The organism is Saprospiraceae bacterium, from assembly GCA_026129545.1.
Classification (GTDB): Bacteria; Bacteroidota; Bacteroidia; order Chitinophagales; family Saprospiraceae; genus M3007.
The window spans coordinates 2,283,482-2,298,695 of the sequence record JAHCHX010000001.1 but is presented as its reverse complement, the minus strand read 5'-3'; the positions used below and the strand labels follow the sequence as shown (position 1 = coordinate 2,298,695).

Here is a 15,214-nt window from a genome sequence, read left to right as displayed (position 1 = left end):
GCCTCACAAAAGTACGATTGTTCGGCGGAGAAAAAGCAGGCAAGTTTTCAACAAGTTAAGCCGGAGTGATAAACGCGAACGACCTTTGTCAAAAACGGATTGATTTTGACCCAAACACTTCTCATTTTTATCCGAAACCCACAGTTGGGCAAAGTAAAAACCCGGCTCGCCCGCACGGTTGGCGATACCGAAGCGCTGCGGGTTTACCAAATTTTGTTGGAAAAAACCCGCGTCGCCGCGCAAGGCGTTCGGGCCGAACGTTGGCTTTTCTACAGCGATTTTGTCGAAAAAAATGACGCATGGCCGGAAGCGGATTTTTTCAAAAAAAAACAAGCTGACGGCGACCTCGGCCAGCGGATGGAACAGGCCTTCCGAACGGCCTTTGAAGCCGGTGCCTCAAAGGCCGTCATCATCGGCAGCGACTGTCCCGAACTGACGGGCGAGATGCTGCAAAAGGCTTTCGACGCGCTCGACGAGACTGATTTTGTGCTCGGCCCAGTGCCCGATGGCGGCTATTATTTGCTGGGAATGAAGGGATTGGAGGCTGCCGTTTTTCGCGGCATCGAGTGGAGCACCGAGCGGGTGCGAACGCTGACGCTCGAAAAAATTCGGGCAGCAGGGAAGTCTTGCACCCTGCTGCCCGAACTATCGGACGTGGACACGGAAACGGACTGGCAGGCGTTTCAGCCTTTGTAAAACATCCACTTCCCGATTTCCTTGAAGGTCACTTTTTTGCCATAGAGCAAAATGCCCACCCGGTAAATGCGACCCGCCAACCACACAAAGAAGAACGCGGCAGCCACCACCAACGCCAGCGATAGAATGATTTGCCAAATAGGCGGGCTAAAGGCCATTCGGAACGGCATCACAATAGGCGAAAACAGCGGGAACATGGAGGCGAACACCATGAGGCCACTGTTGGGGTTGCGCATCCCGGCAAAGGCTGTGATGTAGAACGCCAGAATAATCGGAATCATCACAGGCAGCGTCAGCGATTGGCCCTCGCCCAAGTCGTCGCCGATGGCAGAGCCTATGGCCGCGAACAGCGACGAGTAGATGAAATAGCCGCCGAGGAAAAAGACGATGAACGAGAAGATGATGAGCGGCCAGTTTTGTTTGCCAATCTCGGTCATGAAACGGAAGGTCTCGCCCTCTATCTCTTCGGGGTCAATGGTCGGCATTTCGCCGGGAGCAGGCATGGCGCCTTGCATCTGTGATGGGTCAATGCCGCCCATGAACAACGGCACGAGCAGCATCACGCCGCCGCCCAACACCACCCAAATCAACACTTGCGTGAGCCCAACCGCCCCCGCGCCGATGATTTTGCCGAGCATCAGCTCGAAGGGGCGCACGCTCGACATCATGACTTCCACGATGCGGTTGGTCTTTTCCTCCATCACCGAGCGCATCACCATCGCGCCGTACATGGTGACCATGAAAAACATGATGAAGGCCATGATGCCCCCAATGACAAGTCCCACCCCGGCGGTGTATTTGCTGTCGTCGTCGCCCGAGCCAGTTATTTTTTCGGGGTCAATGGCGACTTTGGTTTCGAGCATATCGAGGGCTTGGGGGTCGAGTTTGAGGGAGTCTATTTTGAAGTCGCGGATTTTTTTGCCTACTTTCCGCTCGATGACGCTGCTTTTTTCGGGTGCCAGCCGGTCGTCGGAATGATAGAAGACCGTGTACTCCTTTTTGTTGAAGCTGCCCAACGGGGGTATTTGCAGCACCCCGTCGAATTGCTTGTTCTGCACTTCCGTCTTCAGTTGCTCCAGCGTTTTGCCACTGGTGGGGATGAATCGAATACCCTTGTCGTCGGGCATTTGCTTTATCACGCCCGCCTCGTCGAGCACCGCCACTTTGATTTCGCCGCCGCTCTCATATTTGGTGAGGCCGACGATGACGAGCATATAGACGAGCAAGCCCAAGGGGGCCAGCAAGGTGCCGATGATGAACGATTTTTTGGTGACGCGCGTGAGGTATTCGCGCTTGATGATGAGAGAAAGTTTGCTCATGGCCGATTCGTTGATGTGTGGTTTGGGTTATGATTTGACGGGTTGCTGCTCGCCTTCCACCGTTCGGATGAAAATCTCGTCGAACGTAGGCAGTATTTCCTCGAAGTGCGTGATGTGGACACCGCTTTGAATCAGGTAAATCAACAGGTCGTTGCTCTCTTTCTCGTCGTGCAGTTGCACGGTGACGGCGTGTTTCTCTCGCTTCACGATGGGGAAACGCTGCGCGAATTCTCCCGGCAAATCGCCTTGCCAATCCACGCGGTAGTGATTTTGCTTGTATTGGTTCTTGATGTGTTGCACTTCGCCGCAGAGCACGTTTTCGCCGCGATTGATGAGCACGATATGGTCGCACATTTCCTCCACTTGCTCCATGCGGTGGGTGCTGAAAATGATGCTGGTGCCCTCCTCGTTGAGCTGGCGAATCTCATCCTTGATAAGGCTGGTGTTGATGGGGTCGAGACCCGTGAAAGGCTCGTCGAGGATGAGCAGGGGCGGTTGATGCACCACCGTGGCGATAAACTGGATTTTTTGCTGCATCCCCTTTGAGAGGTCTTCGATTTTTTTGTTCCACCAATCCTTGATGTCAAATTTGGTGAGCCAATGATAGATTCGACTATGTGCTTCCGCTTTGGTCAGTCCTTTGAGTTGGGCGAGGTAGAGCAGTTGTTCGCCTACTTTCATTTTTTTGTAAAGGCCGCGTTCCTCGGGCATATACCCGATTTTTTCGGGTGTGCGTTCGTTGAGTTTTTCGCCGTTCAGCAGAATCGTGCCCGAGTCAGGCCCGGTAATCGTCGTAATCATGCGAATCAACGAAGTCTTGCCGGCGCCATTGGGCCCCAGCAAGCCGAATACGCTACCTTTCGGCACGTCGAAGCTCACATGATTGACGGCGGTATGGCTGCCGTAGGTTTTTACTACATCTTGGATGGAAAGAATCATAGGAGAGAAGTAAGTCTTTTTAATTGGCGGGGGAAAAGTCGGTAGGTTTGTGCGGACTTAAATGCTTTTTTCGGCAAAATGCTCACATTGCCGTTATTTCCCGGTTGCCTTACCCGACCAAACACCTCATTCGATTAGTGTCATGCAAGTCATTCAGAATTACATCGGCGGAAAATTTGTGCCGCCCGCCAACGGCCAATACCTCGACAATCACAACCCGGCCACAGGCGAGATTTTTGGGAAAATACCAGACTCCGACGCGACGGACGTGGAAGCTGCCACACAAGCCGCCACCACCGCTTTCCCTGCTTGGGCCGCTCTGCCGCTGGAACAACGCCACGACATACTCCGCGCCATCAGCGACGGCATCACGCGACATCTTCACCGCTTGGCAGAAGCCGAGACGCTCGACTCGGGCAAGACCATTTTCGCTTCCAGCACGGTGGACATCCCGCGCGCGGCGCTCAATTTTAAGTTTTTTGCCACCGCGCTCCTTCATTTTGCCTCTGAGAGCCACCAAATGCCCGGCGTGTTGAGCTACACCCTCCGCCAGCCGCTCGGCGTGGTGGGCTGCATTTCACCGTGGAACCTGCCGCTCTATCTGTTTACTTGGAAAATTGCGCCTGCCCTTGCAGCGGGCAATTGCGTGGTCGGCAAACCCTCTGAGGTGACGCCACTTACCGCTTTTTTGTTGGGCGAAATTTGCAACGAGGCCGGGCTGCCGCCAGGCGTGCTCAACATCGTGCATGGCCTCGGCCCCAAAGCAGGTGAAGCCATCGTGCGGCATCCGAACATAAAGGCCATTTCGTTCACGGGCAGCACGCGCGCTGGAGCGGAAATCGCGCGAATCGCCGCGCCCATGTTCAAAAAACTTTCCCTCGAACTCGGCGGCAAAAACCCCAACCTCATCTTTGCCGACTGCGACTACGACAAGATGCTGGATACCACTGTGCGCTCCTCGTTCAGCAATCAGGGGCAGATTTGCCTGTGCGGGTCAAGGATTTACGTCGAAAGCTCCATTTTTGAAAAATTTAAAAAAGACTTCGTGGCGCGGGTGAATGCCTTGAAAATCGGCGACCCTATGCACCCTGAAAGCCGTCACGGCGCGGTGGTCTCAAAAATGCACTTTGAAAAAATTCTCTCCTACATCGAGCTCGCCAAGCAAGAAGGCGGCAGCGTCATAGCCGGTGGCGAGGAGGTGCGCTTGCCGGGGAAATTGGCAGGCGGTTGGTTCATCGCCCCCACCGTGATAGAGGGATTGCCTTTGGCGTGCCGAACGAATCAGGAAGAGATATTTGGCCCGGTTGTCACCATTCAGCCGTTCGACGCTGACGACGAGGCGCTTGCGCTTGCCAACGGTGTCCCTTATGGTCTCAGCGCGACGGTGTGGACCAACAGCCTCTCGCGGGCGCAGCGTTTTGCTGCCGAGCTGCAAGCGGGCATCGTGTGGGTCAATTGCTGGCTGCTGCGCGATTTGCGCACCCCATTTGGCGGTGTGAAAAACTCAGGCGTGGGGCGCGAGGGCGGCTGGGACGCGATGCGTTTTTTCACCGAGACAAAGAATGTGACGATTGCAGGTTAGTGCGAGCGGGCATCGCCCAAATTCAAAAAATACCGACCTTCGCCACTCAAAAAGGGCGCATTTCAAATCCTGTCTTATGCTTAGCTGGCTCAGCAATATCATCCTGCGCTTGTGGGGCTGGAAAATTACCGGCCAATATCCCTACGACTTGGCGAAGGTCGTCGTAGCCGTCGCGCCGCACACGTCCAACTGGGATTTTCCTGTCGGCGTTTTGGTCAATAGCGCCTACCGATGCAAAGCCAATTATGTGGGCAAGCACACCATCTTCAAGTGGCCGTTTGGCGTGTTTTTTCGCTGGTTGGGGGGCATCCCGGTTGACCGCTCCAAGAGCAGTAATTTTGTGTCGGCGACAGTCGAGGCTTTCCAGCGAGAGCCGCGGCTGCACCTCGTTTTGGCACCAGAAGGCACGCGCAAAAAAGTGGACAAGTTCAAAACGGGTTTTTACCACATAGCGCGGCTCGCAGGGGTGCCGATATGTCTTTGCACCTTCAATTGGGCCACCAAAGAAGTGCATTTCGACCCTCAGCTCTTTTATCCTTCCGACGACGAAGCGGCTGACATGGAATATCTATGGAACTATTTCAAAGGCATACAGGGGGCCAATCCCGAACAAGGGGTTGGATAAGACCAACAACACATACCTCGCACCGCCAAGTTTGGGGCATGGCTAAAAGCGCAATCTGCCAAAAATCAAGAACATCGAGCATGTTCATCTAACAAATCCCACGAATCAAGTTATGTAGCCGGCGCAAATCAGCCCCGTCCGCTTCACTTGGCCAGGCAAGCCCCTGAATACAGGGTCTGACAAGGTGGTTTTGAACGAGCGGCGCTCGCAATCCTTTGAAAATCGTACAAATCAATCAAGGAAATCTTCAAACCCTCTTTAATCTGGGTATAAAATGGGCATCAAAGCATTCGCGCCGGCCACCGTCGGCAACATAGGGGTAGGGTTCGACATCATGGGGCTGGCGCTGGAGCGACCGGGCGACGAGGTGATTGCTCGAAAGAGCAACACGCCGGGCTTGCGCATCACAAAAATAACGGGGCATGGAGGCAAGCTGCCCTACGAAGTGGAACGGAACACCGCAGGCGTGGCAGCCCTGCGATTGATGCAACATCTGGGCGAGTCCAAGCGCGGCGTGGAGCTCGAAATCCATAAAAAAATGCCTTTCAGCAGTGGGCTTGGCAGCAGTGCCGCCAGCGCGGTAGCTGCTGCGTTGGCGGTGAGCGAGCTGCTTCGCACGGGACTGAGCAAGCGTGAGTTGTTGCCCTTCGCTTGCGCGGGCGAGCAAATGGCGACCGGCAGTTTCATCACCGACAATGTGGTGCCTTCCATGATAGGGGGCATCGTGCTCATCCGCGACGGGGCCACGCTCGATGTGCATCGGCTGCACACGCCGCGCGGCCTTTACGTCACGGTCGTCTATCCGCACATCGAAATCATGACCAAAAGCGCCCGCGCCATCTTGAAGCCCGAAGTGCCGATGGACAAATTTGTGCGCCAAAGTGCCAATGTGGGTGGGTTTATCGTTGGTCTTTTCAACGGGGACATCGGCCTCGTCGGGCGCAGTTTGAAGGACGAAATCGTGGAGCCTCAGCGGGCGGGCTTGATTCCGGGGTTCTACGAGGTGAAGGAGGCTGCGCTTGCCGAGGGCGTGCTGGGGTGCAGTATTTCGGGGGCCGGGCCTTCGGTGTTTGCGCTGAGCGCCAATAGCTTGGTCGCCGAAAACGCGGCTTTGGCCATGCGGCAGGCATTTGCCAAACACCAGGTGGAAAGCGAGGTGTTTGTCTCTCCGGTCAATCAGGAAGGTGCGGTGATTTGCTGAGTTGCTTCACGTTTTTGTACCGCTCTTCGCTCAGCAGTTTTTTCATTTTTTGCACGGTTTCTATCGGGCCGGTATCGTTGGCGAGGTTCACCGTCCAATCTGGCAATATGCCGCCCGGGTGGGTGCTCAGGTAGTATTCCCCCTCCATCGAGGTGCTGGTTTGGGCGGATAGTTTCCAAGTCACGTTGGCCTTTTTCACCCGCACGATGCCTTGTTTTTCAGGAATGAAATCTGGCACGGCATGCGACGAAAGCGTTATCGCATTGGTTTTGGCATCGGTCGTGATAGTGGTGCGCATCACCACGTCGCGGTCTTCCAAGGGCCAAGGGAACGAGAAGCGAGAGTAATAGTAGAACTCTGTGGCGCTCACCCGTTTCAACAATTCCGAATGTGCCACCCGATAGCCCCATTTCGGGTATTCGGCAACATTGTTGAACAGCGCCAACATGGCTGCCGGGGCGGCGTTGAACACTGCTACCAATTTGAGTTCATAGCCGTCGTCCACTTTGCGTTTATACACTTTAACGCCCTCTTTTTCTTTCTGAAAAACCCAGTTTTTTTGCGCATAAAGACCTGTAACCGAGAGAAGCAGCGCCAACAGCAGGTGGGCCAGCGATTTGTTTTTCATAGCGTGGAGAGTTGTTGAATGGTTGCTTCAAATTTATACCTTGAATTTGATGACTTTCAAGAACTTGGCAGCATTATTTTTCCTCCTAACACTATTTATCCATGAAATTGCGCCTGCTCTTTACGCTATTCTTGCTGGGCCTCCTCGCATTCAACCAGAGCTGCCAAAAAAAGCCTGCCCTGAACCTCGTCCCTCAGCCGCTGTCGGTGACGACTACTTCTGGTTATTTCACGCTGACCGCAGATACCCGCGTCTTTGTGCCGAATGGCATGGACGATTGGGCAATGGCTGCGCGTTACCTCGCTGCTTTGGTTGAGCAAGGGGCTGGTTTCCGATTGGTCAGTCAGTCCATTCAACAAGACATGCGGGAGCCGACGGAGAACGCCATTTATTTTTTGCCAGAATCGAGTATCGCATCCGCCGAGGGGTATCAACTCGAAATAACCCCAACCGCTATCTATATCCGTGCGCGTACCGCTGCCGGGGCTTTTTATGCCGTGCAAACCCTTCGGCAGATTTTTCCGCCGGGAATCAACGCGGCATCCGTCGCATGGAAGGCGCTCTGCTGCAAGATTGACGACGCGCCGCGTTTTTCCTATCGCGGGCTTCACCTCGATGTGGGGCGGCATTACTTCCCCGTTTCCTTTATCAAAAAATACATTGACCTGCTCGCGGCGCACAAGCTCAACACCTTTCACTGGCACCTCACCGAAGACCAAGGCTGGCGCATCGAAATAAAAAAGCACCCCCGGCTTCAGGAAGTCGCCGCTTGTCGCTCCGAGACGCTCGTGGGGCACTACTCTGACCAACCGCAACGATTCGACGGCAAGCCCTACTGCGGCTACTACACCCAAGAGGAGGTGAAAGAGGTGGTGGAATATGCGCGTCAGCGATTTGTCACCGTGATACCCGAAATCGAAATGCCCGGCCATGCACTGGCTGCCCTGTCGGCCTACCCCGAATTGGGCTGCACGGGCGGCCCCTATCAGGCCGCGACGAAATGGGGCGTGTTTGAAGATGTTTTTTGCGCGGGCAACGAAAAAACATTTGTGTTTCTGGACGAGGTGCTGGAAGAGGTATGCGCCTTGTTTCCAAGCACCTATATCCACATCGGTGGCGATGAGTGCCCCAAAACGCGCTGGCAAACCTGCCCCAAATGCCAAAAACGCATGAAGCAGGAAGGCTTGAAAGACGAGCATGAGTTGCAGAGCTATTTCATTCGCCGGGCAGAGGCCATGCTGGCGCGGCGCGGCAAAAAACTCATCGGTTGGGACGAGATATTGGAAGGGGGGCTTGCACCTTCTGCCACAGTGATGAGCTGGCGCGGCACGGAGGGCGGCATCGCGGCGGCCAAAGCGGGTCACGATGCCATCATGACACCCACCTCGCACGTCTATCTCGACTATTACCAAAGCGACCCCAACACCGAGCCTGTCGCTATCGGGGGGTATCTCACCTTGGAAAAAGTGTACGGCTACGAGCCGGTGCCGGCGGAGCTCAGCCCCGAAGAGGCGGTGCGCATACTCGGCGTGCAAGCCAACGTGTGGACGGAGTACATGAAAACGCCCGACTATGTGGAATATATGACCTACCCCCGCGCATGTGCCGTGGCCGAAATCGCTTGGTCGGCCACGGAAAAGAAGGACTGGCCTGATTTTGCGCGCCGCCTTCGGGCGCACTTTGCGCGGCTCGACGCGATGGGGGTGAATTACGCCAAAAGCTATTTTGACATATCCACTTCTTTTTCAGGCGGTAAGGTCGCGCTGTCGGCCATTGACCCCGTGCTCCAGATTCGCTACACCACCGATGGAAGCGAACCCACGCCGACTTCAAAGAGATACAAGGAGCCGTTTGCCATTGCTCAAAACACGACGGTGAAAGCAGCGGTCTTTGAAGGAGAAAAACAAATGGGCAAGGTGCGCACCGTGGCATATCTCGTGCACAAAGCAAGTGGGAAACCTTACGCTCTTGCGCGCATACCCGACAAATACGACGGGGGGGAGCAGTATGCCTTGACCAACGGGGTGACGGGCGACATCAAAACTTGGGGCAATTGGGTCGGTCTGGTGAACCGCGACATTGACCCCGTGATTGACTTGGGCAAGCCCACGAGCTTCAGCCGCGTGACCACCCATTTTGTCAATAGCAAAGTTTCGTGGATTTACCCCCCACGCGGAGTGGAAATACATGTGTCTGATGACGGCCAACAGTTCAGGCTGCTGGCCTCCAAGGAGATACCAGCTGAAACGATGGAGGGCATCACGGTGGAGACGGTGGTGCTGGACGCTCCTGGGGCACAAGGGCGCTACTTGAAATTCGTGGCCAAGACATTCGGCGTCATTCCTGAAAACGCCGCAGGTGCGGGCAATGGCGCTTGGTTGTTCATTGATGAAGTAATCGTGGAGTGAGGCAAGGGGCTGAGTGGCCTTATTTATCTATGGCTACTGGCATTTCATCCGTTTTTTCCAAAATGACCCCAACCCTCCTCACCTTTGGCCGTTTAGGGGGCTAAACGGGTACGGATTTCGGAAATGGACATAAAGGCGTCTCCTTCTACCCTCCGCCCTCTACTATAAAAAATGAGTTTTATTCTGAAAATGGCTTGGCGCGATAGCCGCCGCAACCGCGCCCGCCTCCTGCTCTTCATATCTGCCATCACGGTCGGCATTGCGGCGCTGACGGCGGTTCGTTCCTTCTCCGTCAACTTGACCGCCGACATTGACCGAGAGGCCAAAACTTTGCTCGGCGCTGACCTTTTGTTGGATGCGAGTCAGCCTGCTCCAGATTCCATTTTGTGGAAATTCAAGATGCCGGGTTCGGAGATGGCGCAGGTGACGAATTTCATGAGCATGGTGCGTTTTCCCAAAAATGGCGGTACTCGGCTTTCGCAAATTCGTGCGCTCGAAGGCGACTATCCTTTCTATGGGGAATGGAAGAGCAGCCCTGAAAACTCGTGGCAAACTTTCCGCGAGGGGAGGAGGGCCTTGGTCGAACACGCGCTCATGCTTCAGTTCGATATTCGGACCGGCGACAGCATTCAGGTGGGCAATGTGACTTTTGTCGTGGAGGGCGAGCTGCTTTCCTCGCCCGGTCGGGCGGGCATCGCCAGCAGCATTGCGCCGGTTGTTTTTATTCCTGCCGCTTGGCTCGATTCGACGGGGCTTATTCAGCGTGGCAGCCGGGTGGACTATCAGTATTTTTACAAAATGGCCGATGGCACGGACGTGGATGCTTTGATGCAACCTTTTGAAAAAGAGTTGGAAAAGGCGAACATGAATTGGGACACGGTGAACAGCCGCAAGCGCAGCATCGGCGCTGCCTTTGGCAATTTTGGCACTTTTCTCAATCTCGTGGGTTTCATTGCGCTCTTGTTGGGGTGCATCGGGGTGGCGGGCGCGGTGCATATTTACATCAAGGACAAATTGCCGACGGTGGCCATTCTGCGGTGTTTGGGCGCGAGTGGGCGCAAGGCGTTTTATGTGTACTTGGCGCAGGTGGCCGGCATCGGTCTGTTGGGGGCGGTGATGGGTGCTTTGGGAGGGTCGCTCATCCAAAAGTTGTTGCCTTGGGTGGCGCGTGATTTATTGCCGATTGAGCAGGTGAGCACCGATTTTTCTTGGGCTTCGGTGGCGCAGGGGATGGCTTTGGGTTTGTCGGTGGCGGTGATGTTTGCGCTCATTCCACTTTCTGGAATTTTGAGAACTTCTCCTTTGCGGACGTTGCGGGTTTCTTTTGGGGAGCAGGAGGACGACAATCGCTTGTTGCGGTGGGCGGTTTACTTGCTCATTTTGCTCGCCATTTTCGGGTTCACTTGGTGGCTTGTGAAGGATTGGAAGGAGACGCTTTTTTTCATGGGCGGCATCGCTGCGGCGTTTTTGATTTTGTGGGGCATTGCAAGGTTGCTGACGTTTTTGCTGCGCAGGTATTTTCCCAAAAAATGGAGTTACGTCGCTCGGCAGGGGATTGCGAATCTTTTCCGTCCTGAAAATCAGACCATTTTGCTGGTCGTCACCATTGGCTTGGGCACCATGTTGCTTTCCACGCTTTTCCTGATTCAGAGCATGTTGCTCAAGCAGGTCGAGTTCTCGGGCAGTGGCAATCAGCCGAACATGATTCTCTTCGACATCCAAACTGCTGACAAGGATAGCGTGGCGGCGTTGGTGCGCGCGAGTGGGATGCCGTTGATGCAGCAGGTGGCGGTGGTGACTACTCGTCTTGAGACGATTGATGGCCGCACCAAATCGCAGGACGAGGCGGATAGCACGAATGCGCTGCCGCGCTGGGTGTGGGACCGCGAATACCGGGTCACGTTCCGCGACACGCTGATTGACACGGAGCAGGTGGTGGAAGGCGCTTGGACGGGGACGCACACGCCCGGTCAGCCTGTCAAGGTCTCCATTTCCGACGGGCTTCAGCGCAGCATGAAGGCCAAAATCGGCACCAAACTCGTCTTCAACGTGCAGGGGGCGCGGCTTGAGACGGAGGTGGGCAGCATCCGCAAGGTGGATTTCAATCGGGTTCAAACCAACTTTCTCGTGGTGTTTCCGACGGGTGTGCTGGAGCGGGCGCCGCAGTTTCACGTCGTGGTGTCGCGGGTGGACAGCACGCAGCAATCGGCGCGGTTTCAGAGCGAGTTGGTGCGGCGTTATCCCGGCGTGTCGGCTATTGACCTGACGCAGATTTTGAAGTCGGTGGACGAGGTGTTGGGCAAGGTTTCGTTTGTGATTCGGTTCATGGCGCTGTTCAGCATATTGACGGGGCTGCTGGTGCTGGTGAGTTCGATTTATCAGGGGAAATTTGCCCGCATCCGCGAGAGCGTTTTGTTGCGCACACTTGGTGCGAGCCGCCGGCAGATACTGGCCATCAATGCTTTGGAGTATTTCCTGTTGGGTGCGTTGGCTTGTCTGGCGGGGGTTGGCCTTTCGGTGGCAGGGGCTTGGGCTTTGGCGAAATTTGCTTTTAAAATTCCCTTTGAGGCGAATTGGGTTCCGTTGGGCATCACCTTTTTGAGCATCACGCTCATCACGGTGGTTATCGGGCTGTTCAACAGTCGAGAGGTAGTGCGCAAGCCGCCGTTGGAGGTGCTGCGGCAGGAGGTTTGACGGCGTAGGCGTGGTATGCTGCGGCATAGAGTAGTTTGTTCCTTGGCAGCCAATCAAAGCTGAGTGCTACAACCAACCGCTTTTCTATCTTTGCCGCCCGACTGACCTTATCACTCAAACTCTCTCGACTGTATGAGCAACATCCTCGCAGGAAAAAAGGGCATCGTCTTCGGTGCGCTGGACAATCAAAGTATCGCATGGAAAGTGGCGGAGCGCTGTGTGGAAGAAGGCGCGCAAATCGTGCTGACCAACGCCCCCGTCGCCATGCGCATGGGGCAAATCAATGTGCTGGCTGAGCAATGCAAGGCACCCGTCGTCGCTGCGGACGCGACTTCTTTGGAAGACATGGAGCAGCTGTTCCAAAAAAGCATGGAGCATTTCGGCGGCAAGGTGGATTTCGTGCTGCATTCCATCGGAATGTCGGTCAATGTGCGCAAAGGCAAATCCTACACCGACCTCAACTACGAATGGATGCAAAAGACGTTCGACGTGAGCGCCATTTCGTTTCACAAAATGATGCAGACGATGTGGAAGCTCGATGCCATCAACGACTGGGGCAGCATCGTGGCGCTGTCTTACATCGCCGCGCAGCGCGTTTTCCCCGACTACTCCGAAATGGCCGAGTCTAAGGCGCTGCTCGAATCTTTTGCACGCTCCTTTGGCTACCATTTCGGCACGGCCAAAAAGGTGCGCGTGAACACCATTTCTCAATCGCCCACCATGACGACGGCCGGCCAAGGCGTGAAGGGCTTTCACGAGTTTTTCAACTATGCCGACAAAATGTCGCCGCTCGGCAACGCGCCTGCGGAGGATTGCGCGAGCTATTGCATCATGCTTTTCAGCGATTACACGCGCTATGTGACCATGCAGAACCTTTTCCACGACGGCGGTTTCAGCACGATGGGCATGAACCCGGCAGTGCTGGGTTGAGGCAACGGATAGCCGCCTGCCGCGTTATTGTTCGCAAACCTTCACATTGGGTTGGGAAATTTTGCACCGCCAAGTTTTGAGCATGGTCAAGTGCGCAATCTGTTCAAAAACAAGGACATTAATCATGGTCATCCGACAAATCCCGGCGAATCAAGGTATAAAAAACGATTCACATCGGGCAACAAAGGGATTTCCGGGGCAATGGCTGCCTCGGAAATCCTGCTTTTGGTCGTTTGCTATGTGCCTCTTGCCCTTGTGTTCGAGTGCGCAGGATGGGGCACCTGCACCTGCTCCTCCTCCGCCACCGGACACTTCGGCGCTGTTCTACACGTTTGCCCTCACGCCCGAACGCAACTACCCTGCCGACGATACCTTGCCCGACCGTGATTTTAGGATGTACGACCCGGCGCGGCGGCGGCAACTGATTGATTGGGGCACTTTGGGCAACCTCGGCTCATCGGCGCGGCCCCTGCTCTTTGAATTGCCAGCCCGACGCGGGTTCGACTTTGGCGAGCACGCTTTCGACCTCTATCGAGTGAAACCCGAGGACTTGCGTTTTTACCGCGATGCCCGCGCATTCAGCGACGTGTTTTTTTCGCAGGGAGCCAACCAGCAACAGGGAATGTTGAATGCCCGTTTTTCGCGCACCTTCGAGGGGGGGGCCAACTTTTCGCTCGACTACCGGAGCATCAATCACACAGGGCAATATCGCTACCAACGCAATCGGCACAACAGCCTCTCTTTCGGGGTGTGGCTGCCCAAAGGCTCGCGCTATGACGGGTTTGCCATTTTTTCCAAAAACGTGATGCGCCAGCAGGAAAATGGCGGCATCGTGAGCGACACGGTGTTTGGCGACGGCCAATTCGCTGGCCCCATCAATGCCGAAATTCGCCTGCCCGACCAGCGAGCAGCCAGCCGCTTGGCCGACCAAACTTTGCAACTGACCCAGCACCTGAAATTCACCGGCGACGACGAGGCGGGCCGCCGCGCCTTGCGGGCCACGCACACGCTGGCATGGAAGCAGGAGAGCTTCAAATTCAGCGATGCCAATCTGGCACAAGATTCTTTTTTCTTCGACACGTTTTTCGTGGACAGGCGCGGCATCCGGCATTTCGCCTCTATGCACCGTGTGGACAACACATTCGCAATCAGCACTTTCAAAACCAAAAGCCGAGGGCGACCTTCCGATGTGCTATCGGTGGGGGTGGCCCATACTTTTTTCAAAGTGAAGCAGGAGCCGCTCGACTCGTCTTTTTCCAACCTGTTTCTGACGGGCGATTTTTCCATCACGCCTTCCGATGGTTTTGCGCTCTATGCCAAGGGCAGTCTCGGAATGCTCGCCAACCTCGGGGAGTATCAGGTGAGTGGTGAGTTGGCGTTGGGTTTGGGCAAGGTGGGGCAGTTGCGAGCGGGTTTGTTGAGCCAGCGCCGCCCGCCGTCGCTGTTGCAATATCGTCTTTTTGTGAGTCAGCGGTTGTTTTGGCAAAATAATTTTGAAAAACCAGTGGAAAACACCCTCTACGCCACCTATTCCCTACCGCTCATCGGGCTGTCCATGACGGCGCGGGCGCATCTCGTCAGCAATTACCTCTACTACAACCAAGCGGGTGTGGCCACGCAAACAACGTCGCCCATGCAGGTGGTGCAGTTCATCGTGAGCGAGGACGTTCGCTTCGGCCCGCTCCACCTCGACAACACGGTGGCCTTGCAGCAAAGCACTCGCGCCGATTTGGTGCGCTTGCCGCGTTGGTTCTCCAAAAACAGTCTTTATTTTTCGGGAAAAATTTTCAAAAAACGGCTTCAATTCGATGCAGGTGCCGATTTCCGAATCAACAGCGATTTTCGTCCCGATGGCTATCAGCCACTCACTTGGCAATTCCACTTGCAAGACACGCTGACGCAAAAACCTTATCCGTGGCTCGACCTGTTCGTGGCTTTCAAAGTACAGTCGCTCAGGGGGTTTGTGCGGTATGAGAATTTTATGACCAACTTCAACAAGACATCTGTTTTTTATCAGACGGCCTACTATCCGCAGCCGTTCGGCGGGCTTCGCTTTGGGGTGTCGTGGCGCTTTCTGGACAGCACGCGCCCCGACCCCAATCAATCGCCCCCAACCGACGGGGTGCCGGGGGGCATCGGGCCGACAGGCAGTGGGCGAGGGTGATTACTTAATGCAAACTTAACATGGGCTT

General features: G+C 55.3%; 11 protein-coding genes. 8 read left to right on the top strand and 3 right to left on the bottom strand.

Annotated features, from left to right (window positions below):
* Window positions 1–99: 99 nt before the first annotated feature.
* Entirely contained in the window at window positions 100–696 is a 597-nt protein-coding gene (locus KIS77_08740) for a TIGR04282 family arsenosugar biosynthesis glycosyltransferase (protein MCW5922417.1), read from the top strand.
* On the opposite strand, the gene KIS77_08735 is transcribed toward KIS77_08740, so the two are convergent.
* Together KIS77_08735 and KIS77_08730 are read right to left on the bottom strand one after the other, a co-directional pair.
* Complete coding sequence (locus KIS77_08735) at window positions 684–2,015, bottom strand: ABC transporter permease (GenBank protein ID MCW5922416.1); 1,332 nt, start codon at window positions 2,013–2,015, stop codon at window positions 684–686. The two genes, KIS77_08740 and KIS77_08735, sit on opposite strands and share 13 nt — an antisense overlap.
* Window positions 2,016–2,042: 27 nt before the next feature.
* Complete coding sequence (locus KIS77_08730) at window positions 2,043–2,954, bottom strand: ATP-binding cassette domain-containing protein (GenBank protein MCW5922415.1); 912 nt, start codon at window positions 2,952–2,954, stop codon at window positions 2,043–2,045.
* A 142-nt stretch (window positions 2,955–3,096) separates the two neighbouring features.
* On the opposite strand from KIS77_08730, the gene KIS77_08725 reads away from it, so the two are divergent.
* From KIS77_08725 to KIS77_08715, 3 genes are all read left to right on the top strand, one after another.
* Entirely contained in the window at window positions 3,097–4,536 is a 1,440-nt protein-coding gene (locus tag KIS77_08725) for an aldehyde dehydrogenase (protein MCW5922414.1), read from the top strand.
* Window positions 4,537–4,612: 76 nt separating this feature from the next.
* Complete coding sequence (locus KIS77_08720) at window positions 4,613–5,161, top strand: lysophospholipid acyltransferase family protein (GenBank protein ID MCW5922413.1); 549 nt, start codon at window positions 4,613–4,615, stop codon at window positions 5,159–5,161.
* Between the two features lie 274 nt (window positions 5,162–5,435).
* Window positions 5,436–6,362, top strand: coding sequence for a homoserine kinase (locus tag KIS77_08715; GenBank protein ID MCW5922412.1), 927 nt, complete (start codon window positions 5,436–5,438; stop codon window positions 6,360–6,362).
* Here KIS77_08715 and KIS77_08710 read toward each other — a convergent pair.
* The gene (locus KIS77_08710; GenBank protein MCW5922411.1) at window positions 6,334–6,990 is read right to left on the bottom strand and encodes a hypothetical protein; all 657 of its coding nucleotides are present in this window, start codon (window positions 6,988–6,990) and stop codon (window positions 6,334–6,336) included. The genes KIS77_08715 and KIS77_08710 overlap by 29 nt on opposite strands.
* A gap of 101 nt (window positions 6,991–7,091) precedes the next feature.
* Between KIS77_08710 and KIS77_08705 the strand changes: the two genes are divergently transcribed.
* From KIS77_08705 to KIS77_08690, 4 genes are all read left to right on the top strand, one after another.
* Entirely contained in the window at window positions 7,092–9,398 is a 2,307-nt protein-coding gene (locus KIS77_08705; GenBank protein MCW5922410.1) for a family 20 glycosylhydrolase, read from the top strand.
* A 171-nt stretch (window positions 9,399–9,569) separates the two neighbouring features.
* Window positions 9,570–12,092 (top strand): FtsX-like permease family protein, encoded by a 2,523-nt coding sequence (locus KIS77_08700; GenBank protein MCW5922409.1) that lies wholly within the window; start codon window positions 9,570–9,572, stop codon window positions 12,090–12,092.
* A gap of 132 nt (window positions 12,093–12,224) precedes the next feature.
* On the top strand, window positions 12,225–13,022 hold the full coding sequence (locus KIS77_08695) for an SDR family oxidoreductase (protein ID MCW5922408.1): 798 nt from the start codon (window positions 12,225–12,227) through the stop codon (window positions 13,020–13,022).
* Between the two features lie 124 nt (window positions 13,023–13,146).
* Window positions 13,147–15,186 (top strand): hypothetical protein, encoded by a 2,040-nt coding sequence (locus KIS77_08690; GenBank protein ID MCW5922407.1) that lies wholly within the window; start codon window positions 13,147–13,149, stop codon window positions 15,184–15,186.
* Window positions 15,187–15,214 lie beyond the last annotated feature (28 nt).

Excerpts from the sequence above, each read along its gene's own strand:
- KIS77_08700 (MCW5922409.1), top strand. The coding sequence starts at position 9,570 with ATGAGTTTTATTCTGAAAATGGCTTGGCGCGATAGCCGCCGCAACCGC.
- KIS77_08735 (MCW5922416.1), bottom strand. The coding sequence starts at position 2,015 with ATGAGCAAACTTTCTCTCATCATCAAGCGCGAATACCTCACGCGCGTC.
- KIS77_08715 (MCW5922412.1), top strand. The coding sequence starts at position 5,436 with ATGGGCATCAAAGCATTCGCGCCGGCCACCGTCGGCAACATAGGGGTA.
- KIS77_08730 (MCW5922415.1), bottom strand. The coding sequence starts at position 2,954 with ATGATTCTTTCCATCCAAGATGTAGTAAAAACCTACGGCAGCCATACC.
- KIS77_08705 (MCW5922410.1), top strand. The coding sequence starts at position 7,092 with ATGAAATTGCGCCTGCTCTTTACGCTATTCTTGCTGGGCCTCCTCGCA.
- KIS77_08710 (MCW5922411.1), bottom strand. The coding sequence starts at position 6,990 with ATGAAAAACAAATCGCTGGCCCACCTGCTGTTGGCGCTGCTTCTCTCG.
- KIS77_08725 (MCW5922414.1), top strand. The coding sequence starts at position 3,097 with ATGCAAGTCATTCAGAATTACATCGGCGGAAAATTTGTGCCGCCCGCC.
- KIS77_08690 (MCW5922407.1), top strand. The coding sequence starts at position 13,147 with ATGGTCATCCGACAAATCCCGGCGAATCAAGGTATAAAAAACGATTCA.
- KIS77_08695 (MCW5922408.1), top strand. The coding sequence starts at position 12,225 with ATGAGCAACATCCTCGCAGGAAAAAAGGGCATCGTCTTCGGTGCGCTG.
- KIS77_08720 (MCW5922413.1), top strand. The coding sequence starts at position 4,613 with ATGCTTAGCTGGCTCAGCAATATCATCCTGCGCTTGTGGGGCTGGAAA.